This is a genomic window from Streptomyces sp. NPDC048521, assembly GCF_043199855.1.
Classification (GTDB): Bacteria; Actinomycetota; Actinomycetes; order Streptomycetales; family Streptomycetaceae; genus Streptomyces.
This window is the reverse complement of record NZ_JBICWR010000018.1, coordinates 149,588-174,035: the sequence shown is the minus strand read 5'-3', so window position 1 is coordinate 174,035 and position 24,448 is coordinate 149,588. Positions and strand designations below refer to the sequence as shown.

Here is a 24,448-nt window from a genome sequence, read left to right as displayed (position 1 = left end):
TGGTCTGTGTTTCCAGCCTGTTGCCGATGCGATGAATCTGCGTTCGTCTCTTCCGAAGATCGTCACCGGTGGCATACATTCCCGTCGGCCTGTACACCCGTTCAAGTCGAGGGAATCCTTTGACGCAGCACCCTTCCGGAAGACGGCGCCGCCTGTTCGTGGTCGCGGCCGCTCTCCTGGCCACCGCGGCGACCCCGCACGTGGCCTCCTCCGCAGACACCTCGCCGGCCGGTACGGTCGGCGCCGCCCGCACCTCTGACAACGTTGCCGCCGCTGTCGTCACCCTGATCACCGGTGACAAGGTCACCGTCGCCCCCGGTACGGGCGACGGCCCCGGCACGCTCACCGTCCAGGGCCCCGACGGGGAGCCCACCGGCGCCCGTGTGCTGACCGTGGGCGGCGACACCTACGTCTATCCCGATTCCGCCCGCCCCTACCTGGCGTCCGGCGTCCTGGACGACCAACTCTTCAACGTCTCCCGCCTCGTGGCCGACGGCTACGACGACGCGGCGCTCGAACACCTGCCGCTCATCGTCACGTACGGCGGCAAGGAGGCGTCCGCCGCCACCTTGCGCAAACGCGCTGTCGCCATGCCGGGCGACGTCACGGGCGTACGTCCCCTCACCAGCGTCAACGGGGTGGCCCTCGCCGCAGGCCGCGAGGACACCGACGCCCTGTGGAGCGCGCTCACCGGCACCGGGTCCAAGGCTGCGAAGACACCGGCCACCGACACCGACGCGGTATTCCACGGCGGCGTCGCCAAGGTCTGGCTCGACGGCCGGGCCGAAGCCACCCTCAGCGACTCGGTCGCCCAGATCGGCGCCCCCGAGGTCTGGGCCGGTGGCAACACCGGCGACGGCGTCGACGTTGCCGTCCTCGACACCGGCTACGACCCGGGCCACCCCGACCTGAAGAACGTGGTCGAGGACAGCGCCAGCTTCGTCCCCGGCCAGGACGTCACCGACCGCAACGGCCACGGCACGCACGTCGCCTCCACCATCGCCGGCAGCGGCGCCGCCTCCGACGGCAAGGAGAAGGGCGTCGCACCCGGCGTCGACCTGCACGTCGGCAAGGTCCTCGCCAACGAGGGCTACGGCTACGACTCCTGGATCCTGGCGGGCATGGAGTGGGCCGCCCGCGACGCCCACGCCCGCGTCATCAGCATGAGCCTGGGCAACAGCGAGAACGCCGACGGACAAACCGTGCTCGCCCAAGCCGTGGACGAACTGAGCGCCGAGACCGGCGCCCTGTTCACCATCGCCGCCGGCAACGACGGTCCCGGCGCCCAGACGGTCCGGTCGCCCGGCACCGCCGACGCGGCCCTCACCGTCGGCGCGGTCGACTCCTCCGACACCATCGCCGACTTCTCCAGCCGTGGTCCCCGCTACGGCGACGACGCCCTCAAGCCCGAGATCACCGCACCCGGCGTCGGCATCCTGGCCGCCAGGTCCCAGTACATAGCCACCGGCAGCGGCTACTACATGACCGCCAGCGGCACCTCCATGGCCACCCCGCATGTGGCCGGCGTGGCCGCGCTGGTCGCCGCCGCGCATCCCGACTGGACCGGCAGCCGCATCAAGGACGCCCTGATCAGCACCGCCAAGGCCACCCCCGGCATCAGCGCGGACGACGGCGGCAACGGCCGGGTGGACGCCGCCGCAGCGGCCACGGCGACGCTCACCGCCACCGGCAAGATCGACGCCGGCATCCACTCGCCCGGCACCGACAAGGGCGCGGTCCACTCCACCGCGACCTGGACCAACACCGGCGACCAGGCCGTCACCGTGGACCTCGCCGTCGACGCCCCGGGCGTTCCGAGCGGTGTCTTCAGCGTCTCCCCCGCCCGCGTCGAGGTCCCCGCGCACGGCACCGCGACCGCCACGGTCACCACCGACCTGGAGAAGGCGGGCGACCTCCAGCGCTGGACCGGACGGCTGACGGCGTCCGCAGGGGGCACCGCGGTGACCCGCACCCTGCTCGGCGTCAGCACCCGTCAGCAGTTGTTCCACGTCCGCACCAAGGTCACCGGCCGTTCCGGCGAGGCCACGGACGGCGTCCTCACCTTCTACCGCAAGGGCGACGAGTACGCGGGCACCTACCTCTACGGCAACGGCCAGTCCGACGAACTGCTGCCGCCGGGCGTCTACACCGTCTACGCCGACTTCCGGGTGCAGGGCACGCACGGCGCCGCCTCGGCCGGATACGCCCGCATGGTCATCCCCGAGGTGAAGGTCACCGGCACCACCGACCTCGTGCTGGACGGCACCAAGCTCAAGGAGATCAAGGAGGTCACGCCGAAGAAGACCGAGAACTTCACCCGGCGGCTGGACTACTACCGCGAGTTCGAGGACGGCTCCTCCGTCGCCGACAGCTCGTTGATCGGCGACGGCTACGACAGCCTCTGGACGGCGCCAACGGCCGCGCCCGGCGACGGTGAGCAGTACCTCACCGCCCGCTGGCGCAACCAGGAGCCGCTGCTGGAGGTGACCGCCGGCGGGCAGAAGTTCGACGACCTGTGGATCATGCCCGGCTCGGCGAAGCTGCCCAAGGACGAATACACCCTCGACCTGATCCACCCGGGCGACGGTCTCGCGGAGGACTACGAAGGCGTCGACGCCGCCGGCAAAGCCGCCGTGGTGCCCTGGGACTCCGGTGACGAGGACACGGCGGACGACCAGATCAGGGCCGCGCAGGCAGCGGGCGTGAAGCTGCTGCTGTTCGTCAACGACCTCGACGGGCGACTGCGCGAGCCCATCATCAAGTCCTCCATAGAGGTGGCGGGCCTGTCCCGCACGAACGGCGACAAGCTCATGGCGAGCGTGGACGCGAGCACGACCGGCGGCGTGCCGCTGCGGGCCGTCTCCCGACCTGACACCGACTACCTGTACGACCTGGTCCGCACCTGGAAGAACCGCATCCCCGCCAACCCCGTCTACGCACCCACGACCGGGCAACTGGCCCGGATCGAGACCTCCTTCCGCAACCCCACCGGCCGTGAGGTGTACGAGAACCGCTACGACATCCACCCCTGGACCGCCTACCAGGTCGGCACCAACCGGCTGAGCACGGCCGGTGCGCACCGCACCGACTACGTCAGCACCGACAGCACGTTCTCGTGGACCGAGGAGGGCGAGCTCCAGTCCCTGTCCTACAGCGCGTCCGGACCCGTCACCTATCCGGCGGGCAGTACGACGGACGTGGAGTGGTTCGGCCCCGTCGTGCGGCCCCGCATCAACGGCACCGTCCAGCCGCCCGTGCGCACCGGTGACCAGCTGGACGTCGTCATCCCGTCCTGGGGCGACTCCGGCGGAGGGCACGCCAACTACGCCGCCTTCGGCAGCACCGACACCACCCAGGAGACCTCGCTGTACCGGGGCGACACCCTGGTCGCCGAGGGCGGCTCCGGAGTGAGCGCGACCGTTCCGGCGCACAAGGGCACCTACCGCCTGGTGCACACGGCGACCCGTGCTGCCACGACCGCCTTCCCCTACTCGACCGCCACGCGCACCGAGTGGACGTTCACCTCAGCAGCACCCAAGGACGCCGACGGCAGCGAGCAACTCCCGCTCGTCCAGGTGGACTACACCCTGCCGACGTCCGACGACGGCAAGGCAGCCGCCGACGCCACCCTGCTCGTCACTCCGCTGCACCTGGAGGGCGGATCCAACGCCGCGCTGCACACCAGCAAGGTGGAACTGTCCTACGACGACGGCGCCACCTGGACGACGGCACGCCTCAGCGGCAGGGGCAACGGCAAGGTGAGCCTGCGCCTGCACGCACCCGCCTCGGCGCAGTACCTCACGCTGCGCGTTCAGGCCGGTGACAGCCGCGGGAACACCGTGACGCAGACCGTCGTACGCGCCGCGGGAATCGCCGGATGACCTCGGCCTGAACGAAGCCGCCCGGCAGTCCCGCACAACCGCCGGGCGGCCGGTCGAAGGCGATCGTCCACCGCTTCCAGCGCGAGTTACGGGAACTTCGTCCCCGCTACGAGCAACAGGGGGCCCGGCACCAGCCGGGCCCCCTGACGCGTTCCTCCGACCACTGGTTCGACACCGCGCGGTTCGTTCGGCTCGCCGGGCTCCACCGCGGCGCCCTGGCGGGCATCGTCCCCCGCAGCCGTCTTGCCCTGGTACACCCGGACTGAAGTTCCAACAGGTGCATTACGGAGGAAAGCGCATCACCTAGGCGACGTCGGGCCGTGTCATCAGCGGCGACCGCACATGCAACACCAGACTTGGGCTGGTCAGGGGCACGTTGTTCCACGTCGCCGTAGCTGTCCCCGCGTCGGCGTCGACCGACAGCCGAACCCGGTGCGGCGTGGTGATGACGTAAAGCTCGGCGACGAACGTGTCGCCCTGCCAGGCGCCGGCCGCGACGACAGGGCGGCCGAGCGGCGAACTTTCCCGCCATTCGCCCTGACTGACCTCGACGTTGAGGAACGGCCCGAGTCGAACGAGCCATCCACCGTCCACGGGATCCACGATCACCGTGGTTCCGTCGGGTAGAGCCGAACCCTCGGCGGAGGCGTCTAGTCTCGCCTTGGCGAAACGCTCCCGGGCGGCCGAACCCAGCACCGGTGCCAAGGACAACCGCCGCAGCCGAGCGGCGAGAACCTCGTCGTCCGAGGTGCTTCCCGCGTCCTCCACGCCGGGCAGCAGACACTCCCATAGGGCGTCGAGCACTGCCTGTGCCTGCGTATGGCCGCCGGTCACGGCGACCACAGATCGTGCGAGGGGACGACCACGCATTGTTGGCCGAATGAGCCGTCGCCGTGGTAGCCGTGACGCGACATCCAGAACTGGTAACCGTAACCGTGAAGGTAGTCGGCGTCCCCCGATCCGTCCTCGAGTTGCAGGGTAGCGGTGTGCCGTCCGGTCGCGAGCTCCACCCATTCGCGCGGGACGAGCCGACGGTCGCCCCACATGCCTCCGCGCAGAAGCAACTCACCGAAGGCGGCAACGGGCTCGGTCGTGAGGTGCAGTCCGTGGAATCCGAAGGCGGTACCGCTCGCCACACGGTCCCATTCGGCGTGATCGACGCCCATCGGCTCGAAGGGGCGCTCCTCGAGCAGTTCCGGGAGGCTGCGGCCCGTGGCCCGTTCCACCATCCGAGCCAGGACGAAGGTGGTCGGATTGTCGTAGGCGTGCCGCGTTCCCTCGGCATCGAAAAACGGTACGCGCAGGAAGCCCTTCACCAGGTCGCCCGGTTCCCGTTGCCAGGCCTCGGCAAGGCTGTCCGTGCGGTGTCCGGTCGTCATGGACAGCAGGTGGTGAACGGTGAGGCGGCGTCCCTGCTCCGAGATGTCGTCCGGAACGTGGTCGGGCAGCACGTCCGCCACCCGATCGTCCAGTGAGAGCATCCCGTCGGCGATCGCGAGCCCCACGGCGATCGAGGTGAACGACTTGGTCAGCGAGTAGAGAAGGTGCGGGCGTTCGGCCGAGTACGGCGCCCACCAGCCTTCGGCGACGACGCGACCGTGGCGTACGATCATGATGGAGTGACATTCGACGGATAGTGCTTCGAGCCGATCCAGCAGCGCGGTGATCGAACGGGACGACATCCCCGAGGCGGCCGGTGTCGAGCGCGGCAGCAGGGTGCGCTGAGAAGCCATCCGGGTACCGTATACGAAGGGTCTTTCGGGCTCCAGCGATCCACGACCGCGGCTACGACTTCGACAAGTACCGGCGCCTGCTGTGCAAGCGCGGCATCACACCGGTGATCGCCCGACGCTGCGTCGCCCACGGATCCGCACTGGGCAGGGCCCGCCTTCGGCTGGCTGCACCAGTTCAAGCGGCTCGGCATCCGCTGTGAGCGCCGCGCCGACCTCCATCAGGGCCTGCTCGAACTGGCCTGCAGCGTTATCTGCCTCCGCCGCCTCAGGACGTCATGTTGAAACGATCAGTTACTCAGGCCGTCCGGCGAAGAAGTCGGCAAGGGAGGACGCGAGCGCTTCCGGAGCCTCTTCGGCCACGTGGTGCCCGGAGTCGATGCCGTGGCCCCGTACGTCCGGTGCCCACTGGCGCCAGATCTCGACCGGGTCCCCGTACAGGTCCTCGAGGTCGTCCCGCAGCGACCACAGGATCAGTGCCGGACACCGGATCCGTACCCCGGCGGCGCGATCGTCCTCCTCGTGCCGCCGGTCGACGGTGAGGCCGGCCCGGTAGTCCTCCAGCATCGCGCGCACCACGTCGGGGTTCCTCGTGGCCGCACGCCACTCGTCGTAATTCTCCTGACCCATGCTCTGCGGATCGCCGCTGTACCAGCTGTCCGGATCGGCGTTGATGACCCGCTCGGGGATGTCCGGCTGGGCGAAGAAGAACCAGTGCCACCACTGCGTGGCGAACTCGGTCGTGATGCGGGACAGGTGCTCGGTGAGGGGCAGACAGTCGATCAGCGCCACCCGCGAGACCGCGTCGGGGTGATCGAGCGCGAGACGCAGCGCGGCAGCGCCTCCCCGGTCGTGCCCGGCGAGCGCGAACCGGTCATGGCCGAGCGAGCGCATCACCTCGACCACGTCACCGGCGACGGCCCGCTTGGAGTACGCGGCGTGGTCTGCGGTGGGCGCCGGGCCGGTGGACCCGCCGTATCCCCGGAGATCGGGACAGACCACGGTGAAACCGCGCCGGACGAGGAGCGGGGCGACACGATGCCAGGTCGCGGATGTCCGGGGATGGCCGTGCAGCAGCACCACAGGCGGCCCTTCCCCGCCGTGACGAACGAAAATCGACGCTTCGTCGACCTGGACCCGCTTGGCCTCGAAGTCCTCGAACAAGACCCGAACCTCCCGCCTCGCTGACACACCGACCACTGCACCTATCGGCCGGGGCGACCCCGCACTCGCACAGGAGGACCACCGAGCCAACAGGCTGCGCCGGCTGGCCTCCTCGACGGCGAGTCAGAACCGACACAGTCTTCCTCTTGCCCCAAGGGGGTCCGTGGACACAACGCCCAACCGCGGCGCGAACGGCAGGATTCGCCTGCCCTGCCAGCATGATCGAACAGAGTGCAAGGGGCGAGCGACCATCTCGCGGTGCACGTGCTCGATTGTCTCGGCAAAAGGCGACAAGCACATTCCTCAGGACCAGATCACGAAGTGGCTGAGCGGAGTGAACGGCCTGCCCGCCGCAGGTTGCGCGTGGACGGGACCCCAATGGTGATCACCGGTCTCATCCCGCTGCCCGGCTCCTCACTTGTGTGGCAGAGTCGGCCACGGCTTCGGTAGAGGGCCCGGTAACCGCACGACGACCGTGGACGGACCCTCGTTAAGGCACAGGGGGCGGCGTGGCGAGGGTGATCGACGGCCGTTTCGAGCTGGTGGAACGGCTCGGCGGTGGCGGCATGGGGCTGGTGTGGCGGGCGCGTGACCTCGCGCTGCACCGCGAGGTGGCACTCAAGGAGGTACGCCCGCCCGATCCGGCACTCGCCGAGTACGATCCCGAGGCCGCCGCCGCGCTGCGGGGCCGCGTCCTGCGCGAGGCCAGGGCGCTCGCCCGTATCGTCCACCCCAACGTGGTGACCATCCATCACATCGTGGACGGCGCAGAGCACCCCTACCCCTGGCTGGTCATGGAACTGGTCCCCGGCGGTTCGCTACACGACCGCCTCGACGGCGGCACCCTCACCCCCTACGAGGCCGCCGTCCTGGGCCGAGAGGTGCTGGCCGGCCTGCGCGCGGCCCACGCGGCGGGCATCCAGCACCGCGACATCAAACCCCCCAACACCTGCTGCGCCCAGACGGCCACCCCGTCCTCACCGACTTCGGCATCGCGACCGTCTTGGGCACCACCGTGCTGACCCCTGCCGGGTCGGTCATCGGCACTCCCGACTACATGGCCCCCGAGCGCGTCGCCGGCCACGACGGCGGCCCCGCGGCAGACCTGTGGTCCCTGGCCATGACGCTCTACGTCGCCGTCGAGGGCCACCACCCGCTGCGCCGCGCCAACACCCTCGCCACGCTCGCGGCGGTCCTCAGCGAGGACGTGCCGCCCCCGCGTCGGGCCGGCCCGCTGGCCGAGGCGTTGACCGCCGTCCTGGTGCGCGACGCTGCCGCACGACCTGACGCCGAGATACTGACCCGGATGCTCGCGGAAGCGGAAGCGGAAGCGGAAGCTGAGGCCGAAGCGGAGGCGGCCGCAGCACCCCGGGCACAGGCACCGTCCGCTGCCTCCGAACGCCCCGCCACCGACCCGACCTCGTACCGGATCGCCCCGCCCCGCCCGGCAGACCCGCAGGCGGCACAGCCACCGGCACCGACCATCACGCGACCGACCGCATCCGGCATGCACGGCCGCGCCTACGCGTACGCCGCAGGCTCCCTGGCCCTGGCCGGCGTCCTCCTGTGGGCCTTGCTATCCGGTGGCAACGGCAACGGCGACGACAAGGCCGACGTCAACTCCCCGGGGACCACAACCGGCACACCGGGCAGCACCGCGCCCGCCGCCGCAGGCGGCACCGGGGGCAGCGGCACGGCCGACGGCAAGAAGATCACCATCGGCATCAGGCCGGACCAGCCCGGCCTCGGGTTCCGGGCAACAAACGGTACGTATGCGGGCTTCGACATCGACGTGGCGCAATACGTCGCCGCGTCCCTGGGCTACGACTCCGCCCACATCGTGTGGAAGGAGGTGGCCAGCAGCCTGCGCGAGACCCAACTCGAGCATGGCGATGTCGACTTCATCGTGGGCTCGTACACGATCACCGACGAACGGGAGAAGCGCATCGATTTCGCGGGCCCCTACCTCGCGGCCCATCAGGACGTCCTGCTGCGCGCGGACGACACGTCGATCGAGGTGCCCCAGAACCTGAACGACAAGAAGGTATGCGCGATCACAGGCTCGGTCTCCGCCCTCAACATCCAGACCAAGTACGCTCCCGAGGCACAGCTCCTGCCCCGCGAGACGTACATGCTCTGCCTGAACGACCTCGCACGCGGCTCCGTGGACGCCGTCACCGGCGACGACACCATCCTCGCCGGCTACGCCGCCCGGGAACCGGGCAGGTTCACACTCGGCGGCCTCCAGATGTCCGACGAACGGTACGGCATCGGCATCCCCCGCAACAGCCCGCTCAGACAACGCATCAACACCGCACTGCAGAAGATGACCGAGGACGGCACCTGGACCAAATCCCTCCGCAAGAACCTCCCCGGCCTCAGGACCACCCCACCCACGCCGTAACAGCGTCGCCGAGCACGAGTGCCTGTGCGGGGCCTGCTTCTGGGAGAGCGTTGACAACGATGTCCGGTACGGGTGTGGACAGTTGGAAAAGCGGCATGGTCTCATGCCTGGGAACCGCGATGACAACGTTGTAATCGCCGTGCCGGGCCGGCCGGTTCGGGCGCCGGCGCATACCCGTCGCGCGTTCGCCGGAGTGCTGCCGTCCCGGAAGGGAGCTGTGCTGGATGGAGTGTGCTGTGCGACCGACGCCTTCGAGATTGCTTCGCAAGTGGCGCACGCCCGTGCTCGGCCACCTCGTGGCCTGTGTGTCGTTGGGGCTCGGCCTGGCCGCCCCAGGTGTCGTGGCCGCGGACACCCCGAGTCCGCCGGTCCGCACCGCGACGGTGTCCGTGTCGGACGCCCGGTTCGAGGTCCTGTCACCGACCCTGATCCGTACCGAGTACTCCGGGGACGGCCGCTTCGAGGACCGGTCCACCTTCAACGTGATCGGCCGGGGTTCCTTCACACCGCCCCACTACACCTCGTCGGTGCGCGATGGCGTCCTGACCATCACCACCGACGCGATGACCCTGCGCTACCGGGTCGGCTCCGGCCCCTTCACCGCGGACAACCTGACCGTGAGGCTCCAGGCGGGACAGCAGCCGGTGCTGGCGGCTCCCTGGCAGCACCCGGTCTGCGCCCCCGACGCCCTGTGCGAGGCAGAGGACCAGAGGTACGACGGCCCCGGACTCGCCACGGACCACGGCGGGTTCACCGGCAAGGGCTTCCTGGCCGGGTTCGAGGTCGACAACAACTCCCTCTCCACGGACGTCCAGGCCAGGACGACCGGCACGTACGACTTCGCCGTGCGCTACGCCAACTCCGTCGGCGGTGACGGCCGCCACGAGACCCGGACGCTCAGCCTCAGCGTGGACGGCGGCGTGGACCGGACGTTCAGCCTCCCCGAGACGGGCGACTGGAACACCTGGGGGGTGGCCCGGCTGCCGTTGTCTCTCGGCGCCGGTCACCACACGGTCCGACTTCACCGTGCCGCCGCCGACTCCGGGAACGTCAACATCGACAGCGTCGCCCTCCTCACGCCGGGAGCGGCCTATCCCTCCCGAGCCGAAAGCGCGGTCCCGGGCTGCCGGTTCGGTACGAGCTGTGAGGCCGAGGACGCGCTCCTGTCGGGCTCCGCGGTCGTCGCCACCGACCACAAGGGCCATGCGGGCTACGGTTTCGCCGGCGAGCTCGACCAGGGAGCCCGCATCACCGACCGGATCGCGGGGGTGCCCAAGGACGGCACCTACCTGCTCCATCTGCGCTACGCCAACGGCACGGGCGGCGACGGCCTGCACCAGACGCGGAGCATGCGGGTCAGCACCGAGGGCGGACCCGACAGCACCCTGTCCCTGCCACCGACGGACAACTGGGACACCTGGGCGTCGGCGTCCATCCCGGTCAGCCTGAAGGCCGGTACGGACGAGATCACCCTGGGATGCCCCGACGCCACCAGCTGCCACGTCAACGTGGACACCCTCGCACTGGCCCCCCAGCAGGACCCGGCCCCCGCGCCGCACCTCGCCCTGGGCGGCTACCGGCGTAGCCTCGACGGACTCGACGGCGACAACGACCCCACCCCCTGGACCACACCCGGCCTGCTGCACCGTGACGGCTGGTACCTGCTCGACGACACGCCTTCCGCGGTCTACGACCCCGACTCCAGGAAGGCGTCCGCTCGTCCCAGCCACAACGGCCGGCCCTACCAGGACGGCTACCTCTTCGGCTTCGGCCACGACTACCAGCAGGGTCTGTCCGATCTCGCCACCCTGACCGGCCCACCGCAGCTGCTGCCCCGCTGGGCCTACGGCGTGTGGTACTCCGAGTACATCGACCGCACGGCGAGCGACTACGAGAACACCGTCCTGCCCGCGTTCCGCGCCGCCGGCGTGCCGCTCGACGTGCTCGTCACCGACACCGACTTCAAGTACCCGAACACGTGGAGCGGTTGGAACTTCGACCCGGCCAAGTTCCCCGATCCCAAGTCGTTCTTCGACTGGTCCACGGACCAGGGACTGCACAACACCCTGAACGTGCACCCGAGCATCCTCGGATCCGACCCGCAGTTCGCCACGGCGCAGGCCACGGCCAACGGCAAGCTGCGCAAGGGCGGATGCGCGCCCGCGGGCGGCGCGGACTGCTACACCTTCGACTTCGGCGATCCCGGCCAACTCAAGGCCTACCTCGACCTGCACCGGCCGATGGACCGGGCCGGCAACGACTTCTGGTGGCTGGACTGGTGCTGCGACACCTCACGGTCCTCGCAGGCCGGTGTCACCCCGGACGCGTGGATCAACCAGCAGTACGCCGATCTCACCGCCGAGACCAGCGAGCGGGGCTTCGTCCTCTCCCGCGCCTACGGCTCCCTCCAGGCCGGCGGCTACAGCGGGGGAGTGGGCCTGCCCACCGGACCCTGGGCCGACAAGCGGACCACGCTCCACTTCTCGGGTGACACGACGTCCGACTGGGGCACCCTGCGCGCCGAGATCGGCTACACGCCAGGAGAGTCCGCCGCCACCGGCATGGCCGCCGTCAGCCACGACATCGGCGGCCACAACGACGGCTACGGCATTCCCGGAGCGGAGACGTACACCTCCGACGGCCAAACCCATCGCACCACCAAGCTGCCCGACGACCTGTACGCACGGTGGGTGCAGTTCGGGACGTTCCAGCCGATCGACCGTCTGCACAGCAACCACAGCGACCGACTGCCCTGGCAGTACGGCCCCGAAGCGAGGAAGTCCGCCGAGAAGTTCCTCAGGCTGCGTGAGGCGCTGGTGCCCTACACCTACACCCTGGCTCGGGAAGCCGCTGTCAGCGGAGTCCCGATCGTCCGGCCGCTGTACCTGCAGTACCCGGAGGAGGAGACCGCCTACACCAAGGCGGGCACCGAGTACCTGTACGGGCCCGACATGCTGGTCGCACCGGTCACCACGCCCGGCACCAGCACCACGACATCGGTCTGGTTCCCGCCGGGACAGTGGACGGACTACTTCACCGGACGCACCTACACCGCGCCCGCCGGCGGCACCACCTACGACGTCACGACGAGCCTGGACACCATGCCGGTCTTCGTCCGTGCGGGCGGCGTCGTCACCACGCGCTCCGAGAACGTGGCCAACGACGCGCAGCACCCGCTGAACAAGGTCGGCGTCACCGTCGCCGCGGGGGCCTCCGGCTCCTTCTCCCTCTATGAGGACGACGGCGTGGGCCCCGTGTCGCAGCGGGCGGCGACCACACAGCTGCGGTTCACCGAGCACAACGGCTCCCACCTGCTGAAGATCGCCCCTGCCAAGGGCTCCTTCAAGAGTCAGGTGACCCGGCGCGAGTGGACGGTGTCCTTCCTCGGCGTGGAACACGCGCCGACCCGCGTAGCCCTGAACGGCACCGGGACGGCCCCATCCACCTGGCGATGGGACGCCGACACGCACACCCTCCGCGTCACGGTGCCCTCACAGAGCATCCGGAAGGCAGCGACCGTCATGTATCGCTAGCCAGACCCTCCTGCCCGGCAGGGCGCCCCCGATTCCGGTGTGTCCGGACGGGGGCGCCCGGGTGCCGACCGCCGCTAGTTCCGGTACCGGAACACGATCCGGCCGCGCGTCAGGTCGTACGGCGGGAGCTCTACCAGCACCCGGTCCTCCAGCATGATCTTGATGTAGTTCTTGCGGATCTTCCCGCTGATGTGCGCGAGCACCTGGTGGCCGTTCTCGAGCTCCACGGTGAACATGGCGCTGCGCAGGCACTCGACGACCTTGCCCACGACTTCGATGACGTTCTTGTTCTTCGTCATCGCACCAGCTCCAGGTTGCTGCCCATCGACCGGGCGCCGATGCCCTCGAACAGCGCCGAGGCCGCTCGGTTGGACTCGTCGACCTCGGCCCAGGCCGCAGCGGACCCGGAGCGGTGCAGCGTCCCCAGCGCGTGGGCCAGCAGCGCCCGCGCGATGCCGCGGCGCTGCTCGCCGGCCCGGACCGCGACCAGCCCGATGCGCGGCCGCTTCACCCTCACCACCCGGATCAGACCCAGGTAGCGGTCCGGCGCCGCGGCCACCGCGTACTTCGACGGGTCGACGATGGTGTCGCCTTCGGGGCGGGGAATCACCTCCGCGGGCATCGACTGCCACCCGACGGTCGCCTCCACTTCGTCACGGATCGCGCGGTCCACGGCCCGCAGCAGACTCTCGTCCGCCTGACCGGCGGGCACGATCGTCACGCCCGGAGGCGGCAGGACTGCTTCGAGTCCTGTGACCCGCGGGTCGGTCGGCACGACGTACTCCGACTCGCGGCGCCCGATCGTGAAACCGGCCCGCTGCCAGCCGGCCGTCAGCTCGACGTCGGCTTCGTCGACCACCGTGTACAGCGGCGCCGGCAGTTCCGCCAGCATCGCCTCGGCGAGCCCGTCGAAGGCGACGTCGTGCCAGGCGTCGATGCCGACGAACAAGCGTCCGTCGGGCCGGTGATGCGCATACCCGCGGCCGACCACCAGGTCGTCATCCAGTGCATGCCACTGCCTGTCCGCGACACGCGTGATCAACACCGCGTCCTCGCTCAGGCCAGAGGTGAAAGGCTTCGTGTTCATCGGAGTCTCCCTCCAGGAGTGCCTCGATCTCAGGCGCTCCTGGCGACACCGAACGTCAGCCGCCGGACCGTGACGGGTTGAGGGAGCACCCACGGGTAACTGTGTTCACGGGGCTCACCTCCCTAAGACGACTTCACGGTCCACCACGAAAGTAGCAACGGGCCGCCGCATCGCTCAAACCCTTTCCTACGAGCGCGTGACGCGATCATGATCCGGTCTTGTTGAGGGTCAGGGCCGGCCGCGCCCGGCAGCCGGGCCGAGTCCGCAACCGGCGCCGCGACAAGCACTGCCCGAACCCGTGCCTTCTTCGGGTACGGGATCGGGCAGTGCTGTGTCTGTCCGGGGGCCTACTGCCCGTGTCGCTCCAGGTAGATGGAGGTGAACACGGCGACCTTGGCACGCAGGGCCCATGGGTCGAAAGGCTTGCTGATGTAGTCGACCGCGCCGGCCGCGTATCCACGGGCGGAGTGCTCGGATCCCACGCCCATCGCAGTCAGGAAGATGATGGGGATGTCCCGGGTCCTTGAGCGGCGTTTGATGTGAGCGCAGGTCTCGTAGCCGTCCATCTCCGGCATCTGCACGTCCATGATGATGACGGCGAAGTCGTCCTGGTCGAGCAGAGCTTTGAGAGCCTCTCGGCCGGAGGAGACGGTGACGAGTTCCTGTTCGAGCGTCGCCAGAACCGCGGTCATCGCCAGCAGGTTGTCCGGCTGGTCATCGACGATGAGGATCTTGGGCATGCTCCGGCGCCCCGGCGGCAGAGCAGCCGTTGTGGCCTGCTCGACGGCGTCCAGCTGGCGTTCGAGTAGATCGCAGCGGCCTTCCGCCGCAGCACGCTGTTCCTGTGCCTCTCGAAGAGCCGCACCGAGCCGCTCTACCTCCAGCTGAAGCTCGTCGCGCTCCTGGATGAGGCCATAGACATCCGGATGCGCCTCCGCGAGCTCGTCCGCCCGCTTCTGCTCCGCAATCCGGTCAGCCTCCAGCTGATTGAGTCGCGTCTCCAGGTCAGCGATGCGCTGCGTCCGGTCCAGCAGCGCATCGCCCAGGACGTCCCCGCGGACACTGGACCGCCGGGAGACATGGTCGGCGTCGGCCAGCTGCTGCTCCAGGATCTCCACCGCATGCTTGGGCGAAGAAGCGGCGTCCACGGCCGATCCGTACAGGGCCCGCACCAACTCGATGGCCTCGGTGGTGACTGCGGTCCCGCGATGCTCGGCAACATCGGTGAAGAGATCGATGATCGCGTGCGGAAGCCTCGCACCAGGCCGGCGCGCGCCTTTACGACTCGATCGTTCACGGCCGGTGAAAGCCGGGTGGCTGGGCGCCGCCCCGTGCGCGGCTAGGGCGACCTGGTCTCCGCCGCGTGGGCACTGCTACCTGGAGTGAGTTGGTCATGCCTGCCCAGTGCCGCGACCTCCCGTTCGAGGGGCGGAACCGCCCGGGCCGCGAAGCGTCTCGTCCAGGGCCAGACCAGCGGTGAGTTCAGCGCCGCCTTGGCCCAGTTGGTCACGACGACTGCGCGCGGGACGTACACGCGGCTGCGGCGACGCACGAGCCCGTCGACGATCGCGGCGGCCGCCCGTTCGGGGCTCGTGGTGACGTTGCCCGGGTACGGCAGTCGCCTGCGCAGGCCCTGGAACGAGGGAAGGTCAACCTCGGCGCACCGGACGAGGTCCGTTTCGATCCAGGAGGGATGTACAAGGCCGACCGTGACCCCGAGGTGCGCCACCTCCTGGCGGTAGGTGAGGGCGAGCAGCTCGGTCGCGGCCTTGCTCGCGCCGTAAGCGGCCATCGAGGCCAGCGGCGTGAAGGACAGCGCGGACGCCACGACCACCACGTGGCCCCGGCTTCGCTCGAGATGGGGTGTCGCGTACTTGAGGGTGCGGAAGACGCCGTTCAGATTGATGTCGAGCACTCGCTCGAACGACGCCTCGTCCGTCTGTCGCACCGTTCCGTACGCCACTACGCCGGCATTGGCGACGGCGAGGTCGATGCCGCCCATGATCTCCGCGGCCTCATCGATCGCCGACCGCAGAGCGGTGCCGTCGCGCACATCGGCCTCACGCCAGGAAGCGGCGGGGCCCAGGTCATCGGCGACGTCACGCAGCCGACCGGGCTCCAGGCCGATCAGGGTCACCCGGGCACCCCGGGCGGCGGCCAGGCGTGCCACCTTCTCGCCTATGCCGCGGGCCGCTCCATAGCTTCGTTATTACCGGGAGCGCAAGGTGTCGTGCGCCTTGACTGCCGTCTCTCCATCTGCTGAGTCTCACGACCGGATGAACCTATGCTGGCTGCCATGAAGCGGACATCCTTTGCACAGTGGCCCTGCTCCATCGCGCGGACCATGGATCTGCTCGGAGACTGGTGGACGCCGTTGGTGCTGCGTGAGGCGTTCTACGGAATCCGGCGGTTCGATGCGTTCCAGGAGTCGCTGGGGATCGCCCGCACCACGCTGGCGGACCGGCTGCGGCGGCTGGTGGATGAGGGCCTGCTGGAAAAGCGGCCGTACCAGACGGAGCCGGTTCGGTACGACTACGTGCTCAGCGCGAAGGGGCGGGACTTCTACGGCGTCCTGCTGGTGATGAGCCGGTGGGGGGACCGCTGGCTGGCCGGTGAAGCGGGCCCGCCGGTGGTCATGCGTCACGAGACGTGCGGGCAGGTGGCCCACGCCGAGGTCGTGTGTGCCGCCTGCGGCGAACCGATGACCGCGGACAACACCCGCCCCCGGATGGGTCCCGGCTATCCATCGCATCTGGCCGAGCGGTCGGATGTGCAGGAGCGTTTCGCGGGCTGACCCAGTGGCTCCGCCGGGCCTCTGTCTGCCCTTGACAAGTGAGTCTATCTACGCAACTTTACTGTTCAGGCGCTGTCAGGGGAGTCGGATGGGCAGGGAGGACGCGGCATCATGGAGTGGACGGGCGCGCGCTACGAGGACAAGCCGACGGTCGAGGTCCGCACCTGGATCGCAGCCCCGCCGGCCCGAGTGTGGACGCTGGTGTCCGACATCGAGCTGATGCCGCGCATGAGCTCCGAGCTGCAGTCCGTCGAATGGCTGGACGGCAGGACCGCCCCTGCTCCGGGAGCCCGATTCATCGGCCGGAGCAAGCATGAGGCATTGGGGGAGTGGGCCACTACGTCGCACATCGTCGAGTACGAGCCGCCAAGGGTCCTCGCCTGGGCGGTCGAGGATCCGCAGAACCCGACGGCGATCTGGCGGTTCACGTTGGAGCCACAGGACGGCGGCACCCTGCTCCGGGAGTGGATGCAGATGGGGCCGGCCCGCTCGGGCCTCTCCTTCGCCATCGATCGCATGCCGGAGAAAGAGCAGAAAATCGTCTTCGTCCGCATGCGGGAGTTCGAGGCCAACATGACCGTCACACTCGAAGAGATCAAGAAGCTGGCCGAGCGGGACCGGACCCCGGGCGAGGCGAGTCTCTGATGCGTACCTCCACCACGATCGAAGCCTCCGGGGGCGACTGGCGGGAGATCGTCGACTATGTCACCGAGGCGGAGAAACTCGGCCTGGACATAACCTGGGTGGCGGAGGCGTGGGGCTCCGAGGCCCCCTCGCCGTTGGGCTACCTGGCGGCGAAGACCGAGCGCATGCTACTCGGATCCGGAATCATCCAGCTCGGCACCCGCACACCGATGGCCATCGCTCGCGCCGCGATCACGCTGTCGCAGATCTCCCAGGGGCGCTTCCTTCTCGGACTGGGTCCCTCCGGGCCGCAGGTGATCGAAGGGCTGCACGGTGTGCCCTTCGACCGTCCGCTGTCACGGATGCGCGAGACCGTCGAGATCGTGCGACAGGCCGCCTCCGGCGACAAGGTCTCCTATTCCGGGCGGGAGTTCCAGATCCCGCTGCCGGGTGAGACGAAACCCATGCGGCTGTCGATGCGTGCCGAGTACGACATCCCCGTCTACCTGGCGACCCTCTCGCCGAAAATGCTGCACCTGACCGGTGAGATCGCCGATGGTTGGCTGGGCACCAGCTTCGTGCCCGAGGGCGCCAAGGAGGCGTACTTCGACCATCTGCACCAGGGCCTGGCCGCCGCCGGCCGCGCCCGCTCCGACCTCGACGTCTGCCAGGGCGCAGAGGTCGCTTTCGCGGATGACGAGGACGCGCTGCGCGCGATGGTGGCCGGACGCAAGAAGGAGTTGGCCTTCAGCCTCGGCGGCATGGGCTCCGCGACCACGAACTTCTACAACAACGCCTACAGCCGCCAGGGTTGGGCGGAGGTGGCGGCCGAGGTCCGGACCCGCTGGCAGGCCGGGGACCGGGACGGCGCGGCCGGTCTGGTCACCGACGAGATGGTGCTGGCGACCACGCTGATCGGAACCGAGGACATGGTCCGTGAACGCCTGCGCGTGTGGCGCGATGCCGGTGTTGACACCGTTCGGTTCTACCCCGCCGGCGAGACTCTCGATGCCCGACTCACCACCCTGGGCCGGGCCATCGACCTGGTCCATGACATCGAGACCGCGGCAGCACCATAGCGACACGCCATGTAGGCGGCCGAGGAGGGCTGCTGTGCGGTTCTGTCCGCCGGCCCACGGCCGACGGCAACCGTGGGCGCTGACGCCGTCCGCCGCCAGGCCCGGTATCAGCAGGGTGATCGCACGGAATGTCCTTGTCAGTGCAGGACGGTGAGCAGCCGTTCGCTCGGCGGCTGGGCGGCGCTGTCGTTGATGTGCCGGTACTGCTCCCCCAGGATCGAGGGCGCCCGGGCCATCAGCTCTCGGTGCAGGGGATCGTCGATGGTCCGACGCAAGAAGGCGTGCGTGAGGTTGGACACGGCGGTGAGTGCATGGTCGGCTGCCGGACAGGCGCCGCGAATCGCCTGACGAAGAACTACCTGTGGTTCGCCGAGAAGCGTGGCGTCCGGATCATCGCCGAACAGGAGGTCGTGGACGTCGCGCCGTTCGGCGCTGCGGACGGCAGCGGGGGATACCGGATCGTCGCCGCCCGCCGCGCGCCAGGCAACCACGGCAAGCAGTCGACCTTTTCCGCGCGCGGCGTCGTCTTCGCAGGCGGTACCGTCGCGACGAACGAGCTGCTCGCCGACTGCAAACAGCGTGGCTCACTGCCTGGGATCAGCAACCGACTCGGCGACCTGGTCCGCACGAACAGCGAGACGGTACTGGGCGTGGTGTTCCCCAAGGACATCGAGACGGTACTGGGCGTGGTGTTCCCCAAGGACATCGAGACGTGGCGCGACGTCACGGCGAGCAGCCGGCTCCTCCTCGACGGGGACACGCAGGTCGAGCTCCTGACGAGCGGGCCTCACGCCGACTCGCAGCTCGCCCTGTTCACCATGCTCACCGGCAAGGGCAGCGTCCCCGTGCGCTTGGCCAAGTGGCTGAGCAACGTCATGAGCAGCCCGCGCGATTGGCGCATGACGCTCCAAAGGTCCGGATCGAGTGCGCGCACCCTGCAGATGCTCGTCATGCAACCGCGAGACAACGCGATTCGGTTCCGCGCGAAGAAGCGCCGCTCCGGCGGGTATCGGCTCGTCACACAGACCGACCCGGAGCGTCCGGCACCGACTTACCTCGAGGTCGGCCATCGGGCCGCTTCGCGGGTCGCGGAGATGACCGGCGGGGTCGCACTCAGCAGCGTGTTCGAGGCCTTCGGCGACATCCCGCAGACCGCGCACATGCTCGGGGGTGCGGCGATCGGGTCTGACGCCGGCAGCGGTGTCATTGAGCGCGGCCTGCTCGTCGAACTGCTCGACCGCATTTCCACAGGTGGACACCGACCTGTCGACGAGGCAGGCCCCGCCTGTGACGCCGTCCGGCACCCGGGAAAGCCTGGCGCGCCCACGGAGACCCCCGTGCCATAACCGAACAGGTCCAGGCAAGGGCCCGAAGCACCTCGGCACGCGGGCTGAGCCCGGGCAATGGCGTCTCGTCGTGCTTCCGGCCAGGCCCGCAGCCTGATGGTCACGCTAGTGCCCCGCTGCGTTCGCCTGCGGGGCACGTGGGCCGGGCACCGCCGCCCGGACGGGCATATCCAGCTCGAGACGGCTGCTCATGTCCCGCTCGAACCGGCCGTAAGGACTCATACGGGCCCACAACAGCGGCGACAGCGCCCGGCGGTCCGCGCCGGTGAGCCTGTCCGCCCACTTCGAATCGGCCAGGACCCCTGCACCACCAGCGTGTTGACACGCACCAGGGCCTGCCGGAACTGGCCTGCAGCATCCGCTGCCCGGGGCGGCTACGGACCTCGTTCTGGACGATCAGTCGGACGATTCAGACGATCTTCAGAGTGGTGCCGCTGCCTTCGAGTGCGGTGGTCTCGTCGGCGGGTGCGGTGGTGTCGGTGACAAGGATGTGCACGAGGCTGGAGGGTCCGACGTAGGCGTGGGCGGTGCGGCCGAGTTTGGTGCCGTCGGCGGCGGCGATGATGCGGCGCGCTGAGGCGATCACCGCCTTCTTCACCGCTGCTTCGTCGAGGTCGTAGGCGGTCATGCCGTCGGCGGCGGTCAGGCCGCAGCAGCCCAGGACGGCGGTGTCGAAGCGCAGCGCCGACAAGGAGGCGAGGGTGAGGGGTCCGGTGAGGGCCCCCTCGCCGGAGCGGGGCCGGCCCCCGGGAACCAGGAGTTCGGTCGGTTCGGGGGCGTCGCTGAGGACGGCGATGGCCTGCAGCGACAGGGGCATCACGGTGACCTGCCGTCCGCGCAGCAGGCGTGCGACTTCCAGGCAGGTCGTGCCGCTGTCCAGCAGGACGGTCTCGCCGTCGGTGATGAGAGAGGCCACCTCGGCCGCGATCCGTCGCTTGGCGTCGACGGCTTCATGGGCGCGCAGCGCGAAGGGGGGTTCGTCTCCTCGCAGGAGCAGGGTGCGGGCGCCGCCGCGGAACCGTTCGAGGACGCCTTGCGCGGCCAGATGGTCGAGATCGCGGCGGATGGTCATCTCCGAGGCGCCCGTCAGGCCGGTGAGTTCGGCGACCGTGGCCGTTCCTGCCTCCTGGACGGCCTGGGCGATCAGACGGTGGCGTTCCGCGGTGCTCATACCGTGATTCAACACTACTCTCCCCGAACAGTGAAGATGTTCGAAAGGCCGGCTATCAAACAGATCGGTTGTTCGTTACGGTGTTCGGCATGGAAAGAGCGCTGCGCCTGGCCCGTGCCGTGACATTCGTCTACTTCGTCCTCAATGGCACGCTGCTGGGCATGTGGGTGGTTCAGATCCCGGCCATCGAGGAACACGTGGGCATCAGTCACGCGGCCCTGGGAGGATTCCTCGTGCTGCTGGGGGCTGGGGCCTTTGCCGGCATGCAGGTCGGCGGCCGCCTGTCCGACCGGCTCGGCACACGCACCGTCGTCCCCCTGGCTGGCGTACTGTGCAGCGTGACCCTGGTAATGCCCGGTCTCGCCCAAGAACCGTGGGCCCTCGGAGCAGCCCTGCTGGTCTTCGGATTCGGCAACGGCACCCTCGACGTCAGCATGAACGCGCACGCCGTGCAGGTGGAGAAGGCGTACCAGCGGCCTGTCATGTCGGCCTTCCACGCCACGTTCTCCGTCGGCGGTGTCCTGGCCGCGTTCGCCGGCGCCGCGGCCATCGACATCGGCTGGGGCCCGGCCACGACACTGGCTACGGCCGCAGGCATCGGCGTCATCGTCGCCTTGGTGTCAGCCCGTGGCCTCCTGCGCGCCGTGCCGACCACCCCCGCGACCGATGCCAATGGTGAGCCTGAGGTGCACAAAAGCGCTGTTCCCGCACGGATCTGGCTCCTGGCGGGCGTCGCGCTGCTGATCATGCTGTGCGAGGGAGCCGCCAACGACTGGAGCGTCCTGCACCTCAAGACCGTCCTGGGCGCGCCGGAGAGCACGGCCGCCTTCGCCTATGGGACCTTCGCGGCGACGATGACCATCGGCAGACTCCTGGCGGACCGGGTCTCCGCACGGTTCGGGCCGATCGCAGTCCTGCGCTACGGTGCGGCTCTGGCCACCGCAGGCATCACGCTCGTGGCTCTCTCGCCCTGGATCTGGGCGGCACTGGCTGGCTGGGGGCTGTTCGGCCTGGGCCTGTCCGGCTGCATCCCGCAACTGTTCAGCGCTGCAGGACACGCCGACCCGGCAGCCGCCGGCACCAACGTCTCCCGGGTCGCCGGACTCGGTTACATCGGCATGCTCGCAGGCCCCGCCGTCATCGGTTGGATGACCCACCTCATGGCCCTCAACCACACTTTTCTGCTGCCCGCCCTGTTCTGCGCCACCGCCTCCGCGGCGGCCGGAATCCTGCGCACTCCCTCAGACCGGCCGCGCACGGTCGAACTGACCTCCTGACCGCCTGTGCGGCGTGACCTGACCCCGCGCCGCACAGGCTCTTGCCCCGGCCGTACCGGCAGCGCCGCGCCTGCTGCGATTCGACCAGACCCGGCCCGAACCGCTGAACATCTGCTGGCCGCTCCTTGGCTCAACGTCCGCGAAAAGCACGCGTGGAGTGACGGCTGACGCATTCGGGCATGTGGCGGTGGTTGCCCCTGGTTCCTACGGGCTCCGCCACGTTCGCGATGACGAGGACCCGGGCCTTGAGAACGAGGTACGCGTGCTCAGGCTCGTGCGGGGGCATGGTCACGCAGCACGCGGAGACACTGCTGTCTCCGCGTATCCCGACGCTCGAAGATCCCCTCACCGACTGAGGCGTTTCCAGCGGACCACGCTTCTTCCGAGACGAGGACACCGACTACGCCACCCGCATCTGGGCGGCCGGCGGCCAGGTCGAACTCCACGTCTGGGCGGGCGGCTTCCACGGTTTCGACGCCCTGTATCCGCAGGCGAACATCTCGGTCCCAGCCCGCCGAACCCGCACCGACTGGCTCGCCCGACTCCTGCCCTCGAACGGCGTCGCATGAAGCATCGTCCATCCGGTGCACCGCGCGATGTTCCGGGTTCTGGTCTGAGAGCAGCGAAGGCTTCCTCGGGCACGACACCTGGTCGGTGTTGACCTTCGAGTTGGTTGAAGCTCGAGGATAGCCGGGTGCCGAACTCTGAATTGATGCCGATCGGGGTCTTCGCCGAGCGCAGTGGACTGACGTCCAGCGCGTTGCGGTTCTACGCCGACTCCGGGCTGCTTGCTCCCGCCGTGGTCGACCCCGCCTCGGGCTATCGCTACTACGGCGCCGACCAGGTAGCCCGGGCGGCCATGCTGCGTCGGCTCCGTGAGATCGCCATGCCCCTCACTGCTGTGGAGGCGGTGCTGGACGCTGAGACCGAAGCAGCGTCCCGGCTGATCGACGAGCACGTCGCGAAGGTCCTCGAAGACGCGGAAGTGGTGCGGCACAAGGCGGCTCTGATCAAGGCATCACTCACCGACGCGCCACGTCGGCCGATCGCCGCGCTGAAAGGACCGGTGCTGGCTGACGCGATCGAGCAGGTCCTGACCGCGAGCGCACCTGATCCAGGGATGCCGGTACTCGGTGGACTGCGCGTGGAGGCGACCGAAGAAGCGGTCACGCTGACCGCGACCGACCGGTACCGGCTCTCGACACGAACCCTGGTCCCCGCCGAACCGACGACCTCGACTTGGGCCGCCACGGTCGACGGTGACGAACTGCGCACCGCGGTCGCCGAGATCCGCCGCAGCGCGCTGGTACGAGTCGAAGCGACATCGCACGGAATCTGGTTGCGCATGGCGGACCGAGAGGACCGGCACTGCCGGCTGCTGGGGGAACGGTTCCCCGACTACCGGCTGATGCTCGCGGCACTGCCCGAAGTCACCACCCGGGTGACGGTCTCGAAGGATGTACTCCTGCGAGCTCTGGAGGAACACCCGGGTGAGCGGTTCTCGCTGTGCCTGACCCACCGCGGCCTGAACGTCCTGGCGTCCGACGGCAAGCACGCCGACTCCCTGCTCCCGGCCACCATGACAGGTCAGGACCTAAGGATCTCCTTCGAACTGACCACGCTCTATCCAGCCGTGAGCACCGCCATCGGCCCCGACGTGATGCTCGACCTGCGAGGCCCCGACCAACCCGTCACCATCCGCTCGGCCGACCGCGGCGACCTCACCACCCTGGCCATGCCCGTCAAACCCGACCACTCCGCCTGAGCAGAATGACGAGGAGCACTCCCATGACCGCCACCCCCACCAGCCCCGACCCGACCATGGAAGCCATCGGCCGAGCAGTCACCGAAGGATCCGGCGACGTCGAGGCCGCCCGCCGCAAACTACTGGCCCTCTGGTCCACGATCGGTGTCACCGGCGACCCGCTGCACCGATGCACCCTCGCGCACCATCTGGCAGACCTCCACGAGGACCCTGCCCTGGCCCTGGCCTGGGACATCCGTGCCCTGGACGCGGCTGACGCCTTGACCGAGCAGCGCGTCCGAGAACATCACGCCGGTCTTCACATCGCAGGCTTCTACCCGTCCCTGCACCTCAACCTCGCTGACGACTACCGCCGACTCGGGTCGTTCGACGCTGCCACCGAGCACATCGACGTGGCCAGAGCGCATGCCCCCAGCCTGCCCCAGGACGCTTACGGTGCCATGCTGCGTGCCGCGATCGAGCAGGTGGCCGAGGCCATCACCCGACGGGACACCGCCAAGCGAGCCTCCGCCCCGGGCCCCGCCGCATGACGCACATGGACGCGTCTCTCACCAACGAGCGGCGGCGTTGACAACAGCGGAACGAGTGTCAGT

The 24,448-nt window shown here is 69.3% G+C and carries 18 protein-coding genes and 5 pseudogenes; 14 read left to right on the top strand and 9 right to left on the bottom strand.

The annotated features are described in order from the left end of the window. The first annotated feature begins 119 nt into the window (after positions 1–119). Entirely contained in the window at positions 120–3,881 is a 3,762-nt protein-coding gene (locus tag ACGFRF_RS33185) for a S8 family serine peptidase (RefSeq protein ID WP_393746320.1), read from the top strand. A gap of 303 nt (positions 3,882–4,184) precedes the next feature. On the opposite strand, the gene ACGFRF_RS33180 is transcribed toward ACGFRF_RS33185, so the two are convergent. Then, a complete protein-coding gene (locus tag ACGFRF_RS33180; protein WP_393746318.1) occupies positions 4,185–4,724 on the bottom strand; it encodes a hypothetical protein in 540 nt (179 codons plus the stop codon). Next, positions 4,712–5,614: a serine hydrolase domain-containing protein gene (locus tag ACGFRF_RS33175; protein WP_393746316.1), complete on the bottom strand. Its 903-nt coding sequence runs from the start codon at positions 5,612–5,614 to the stop codon at positions 4,712–4,714. The genes ACGFRF_RS33180 and ACGFRF_RS33175 overlap by 13 nt, the downstream gene beginning before the upstream one ends. Positions 5,615–5,658: 44 nt before the next feature. Here ACGFRF_RS33175 and ACGFRF_RS33170 point away from each other — a divergent pair. Further along, a pseudogene (locus ACGFRF_RS33170) lies at positions 5,659–5,896 on the top strand (IS5/IS1182 family transposase); the annotation flags it as partial. Positions 5,897–5,905: 9 nt separating this feature from the next. Here ACGFRF_RS33170 and ACGFRF_RS33165 read toward each other — a convergent pair. Then, complete coding sequence (locus ACGFRF_RS33165; protein WP_393746314.1) at positions 5,906–6,775, bottom strand: alpha/beta fold hydrolase; 870 nt, start codon at positions 6,773–6,775, stop codon at positions 5,906–5,908. Positions 6,776–7,341: 566 nt separating this feature from the next. Here ACGFRF_RS33165 and ACGFRF_RS33160 point away from each other — a divergent pair. From ACGFRF_RS33160 to ACGFRF_RS33150, 3 genes and pseudogenes are all read left to right on the top strand, one after another. Then, a pseudogene (locus ACGFRF_RS33160) lies at positions 7,342–7,907 on the top strand (serine/threonine-protein kinase); the annotation flags it as partial. Further along, a complete protein-coding gene (locus ACGFRF_RS33155; protein WP_393746367.1) occupies positions 7,896–9,179 on the top strand; it encodes a transporter substrate-binding domain-containing protein in 1,284 nt (427 codons plus the stop codon). The pseudogene ACGFRF_RS33160 and the gene ACGFRF_RS33155, both read left to right, overlap by 12 nt. Before the next feature lie 311 nt (positions 9,180–9,490). Then, the gene (locus ACGFRF_RS33150; protein ID WP_393746365.1) at positions 9,491–12,712 is read left to right on the top strand and encodes a TIM-barrel domain-containing protein; all 3,222 of its coding nucleotides are present in this window, start codon (positions 9,491–9,493) and stop codon (positions 12,710–12,712) included. Positions 12,713–12,786: 74 nt separating this feature from the next. Here ACGFRF_RS33150 and infA read toward each other — a convergent pair whose 3' ends face one another. The 4 genes and pseudogenes from infA to ACGFRF_RS33130 form a co-directional block, all read right to left on the bottom strand. Next, complete coding sequence (gene infA, locus ACGFRF_RS33145; protein WP_393746312.1) at positions 12,787–13,011, bottom strand: translation initiation factor IF-1; 225 nt, start codon at positions 13,009–13,011, stop codon at positions 12,787–12,789. Then, complete coding sequence (locus ACGFRF_RS33140) at positions 13,008–13,799, bottom strand: GNAT family N-acetyltransferase (protein WP_393746310.1); 792 nt, start codon at positions 13,797–13,799, stop codon at positions 13,008–13,010. Before ACGFRF_RS33140 ends, infA begins: the two co-directional genes overlap by 4 nt. Positions 13,800–14,146: 347 nt before the next feature. Further along, positions 14,147–15,040, bottom strand: a complete 894-nt coding sequence (locus tag ACGFRF_RS33135) for a response regulator (RefSeq protein ID WP_393746363.1) — start codon at positions 15,038–15,040, stop codon at positions 14,147–14,149. 98 nt (positions 15,041–15,138) lie between these two features. Then, a pseudogene (locus ACGFRF_RS33130) lies at positions 15,139–15,984 on the bottom strand (short-chain dehydrogenase/reductase); the annotation flags it as partial. A gap of 111 nt (positions 15,985–16,095) precedes the next feature. Here ACGFRF_RS33130 and ACGFRF_RS33125 point away from each other — a divergent pair. The 3 genes from ACGFRF_RS33125 (at position 16,096) to ACGFRF_RS33115 (ending at position 18,296) form a co-directional block, all read left to right on the top strand. Next, complete coding sequence (locus ACGFRF_RS33125; protein ID WP_393746308.1) at positions 16,096–16,593, top strand: winged helix-turn-helix transcriptional regulator; 498 nt, start codon at positions 16,096–16,098, stop codon at positions 16,591–16,593. Between the two features lie 111 nt (positions 16,594–16,704). Then, on the top strand, positions 16,705–17,238 hold the full coding sequence (locus tag ACGFRF_RS33120; RefSeq protein ID WP_393746306.1) for an SRPBCC family protein: 534 nt from the start codon (positions 16,705–16,707) through the stop codon (positions 17,236–17,238). Beyond that, the gene (locus tag ACGFRF_RS33115; protein ID WP_393746304.1) at positions 17,238–18,296 is read left to right on the top strand and encodes an LLM class flavin-dependent oxidoreductase; all 1,059 of its coding nucleotides are present in this window, start codon (positions 17,238–17,240) and stop codon (positions 18,294–18,296) included. Before ACGFRF_RS33120 ends, ACGFRF_RS33115 begins: the two co-directional genes overlap by 1 nt. A gap of 137 nt (positions 18,297–18,433) precedes the next feature. Here the strand turns inward: ACGFRF_RS33115 and ACGFRF_RS33110 are convergent, their stop codons facing one another. Then, positions 18,434–18,595, bottom strand: coding sequence for a hypothetical protein (locus tag ACGFRF_RS33110; protein WP_393746302.1), 162 nt, complete (start codon positions 18,593–18,595; stop codon positions 18,434–18,436). Between the two features lie 12 nt (positions 18,596–18,607). Between ACGFRF_RS33110 and ACGFRF_RS33105 the strand changes: the two genes are divergently transcribed. Then, the gene (locus ACGFRF_RS33105; RefSeq protein WP_393746300.1) at positions 18,608–19,642 is read left to right on the top strand and encodes a hypothetical protein; all 1,035 of its coding nucleotides are present in this window, start codon (positions 18,608–18,610) and stop codon (positions 19,640–19,642) included. Between the two features lie 409 nt (positions 19,643–20,051). Here ACGFRF_RS33105 and ACGFRF_RS33100 read toward each other — a convergent pair whose 3' ends face one another. Further along, a complete protein-coding gene (locus ACGFRF_RS33100) occupies positions 20,052–20,813 on the bottom strand; it encodes a DeoR/GlpR family DNA-binding transcription regulator (protein WP_393746298.1) in 762 nt (253 codons plus the stop codon). A gap of 89 nt (positions 20,814–20,902) precedes the next feature. Here ACGFRF_RS33100 and ACGFRF_RS33095 point away from each other — a divergent pair, with 89 nt between their 5' ends. From ACGFRF_RS33095 to ACGFRF_RS33075, 5 genes and pseudogenes are all read left to right on the top strand, one after another. Continuing rightward, positions 20,903–22,090 (top strand): MFS transporter, encoded by a 1,188-nt coding sequence (locus ACGFRF_RS33095; protein WP_393746296.1) that lies wholly within the window; start codon positions 20,903–20,905, stop codon positions 22,088–22,090. A gap of 157 nt (positions 22,091–22,247) precedes the next feature. Then, positions 22,248–22,340, top strand: a pseudogene (locus tag ACGFRF_RS33090) (hypothetical protein); the annotation flags it as partial. 130 nt (positions 22,341–22,470) lie between these two features. After that, positions 22,471–22,659 (top strand): annotated as a pseudogene (locus ACGFRF_RS33085) (alpha/beta hydrolase); the annotation flags it as partial. 125 nt (positions 22,660–22,784) lie between these two features. Beyond that, positions 22,785–23,855, top strand: coding sequence for a MerR family transcriptional regulator (locus ACGFRF_RS33080; protein WP_393746294.1), 1,071 nt, complete (start codon positions 22,785–22,787; stop codon positions 23,853–23,855). A 23-nt stretch (positions 23,856–23,878) separates the two neighbouring features. After that, positions 23,879–24,385 (top strand): hypothetical protein, encoded by a 507-nt coding sequence (locus ACGFRF_RS33075; protein WP_393746292.1) that lies wholly within the window; start codon positions 23,879–23,881, stop codon positions 24,383–24,385. Positions 24,386–24,448 lie beyond the last annotated feature (63 nt).

Excerpts from the sequence above, each read along its gene's own strand:
- ACGFRF_RS33175 (WP_393746316.1), bottom strand. The coding sequence starts at position 5,614 with ATGGCTTCTCAGCGCACCCTGCTGCCGCGCTCGACACCGGCCGCCTCG.
- ACGFRF_RS33155 (WP_393746367.1), top strand. The coding sequence starts at position 7,896 with ATGACGCTCTACGTCGCCGTCGAGGGCCACCACCCGCTGCGCCGCGCC.
- infA (WP_393746312.1), bottom strand. The coding sequence starts at position 13,011 with ATGACGAAGAACAAGAACGTCATCGAAGTCGTGGGCAAGGTCGTCGAG.
- ACGFRF_RS33140 (WP_393746310.1), bottom strand. The coding sequence starts at position 13,799 with ATGAACACGAAGCCTTTCACCTCTGGCCTGAGCGAGGACGCGGTGTTG.
- ACGFRF_RS33125 (WP_393746308.1), top strand. The coding sequence starts at position 16,096 with ATGAAGCGGACATCCTTTGCACAGTGGCCCTGCTCCATCGCGCGGACC.
- ACGFRF_RS33120 (WP_393746306.1), top strand. The coding sequence starts at position 16,705 with ATGGAGTGGACGGGCGCGCGCTACGAGGACAAGCCGACGGTCGAGGTC.
- ACGFRF_RS33115 (WP_393746304.1), top strand. The coding sequence starts at position 17,238 with ATGCGTACCTCCACCACGATCGAAGCCTCCGGGGGCGACTGGCGGGAG.
- ACGFRF_RS33105 (WP_393746300.1), top strand. The coding sequence starts at position 18,608 with ATGGTCGGCTGCCGGACAGGCGCCGCGAATCGCCTGACGAAGAACTAC.
- ACGFRF_RS33100 (WP_393746298.1), bottom strand. The coding sequence starts at position 20,813 with ATGAGCACCGCGGAACGCCACCGTCTGATCGCCCAGGCCGTCCAGGAG.
- ACGFRF_RS33095 (WP_393746296.1), top strand. The coding sequence starts at position 20,903 with ATGGAAAGAGCGCTGCGCCTGGCCCGTGCCGTGACATTCGTCTACTTC.
- ACGFRF_RS33075 (WP_393746292.1), top strand. The coding sequence starts at position 23,879 with ATGACCGCCACCCCCACCAGCCCCGACCCGACCATGGAAGCCATCGGC.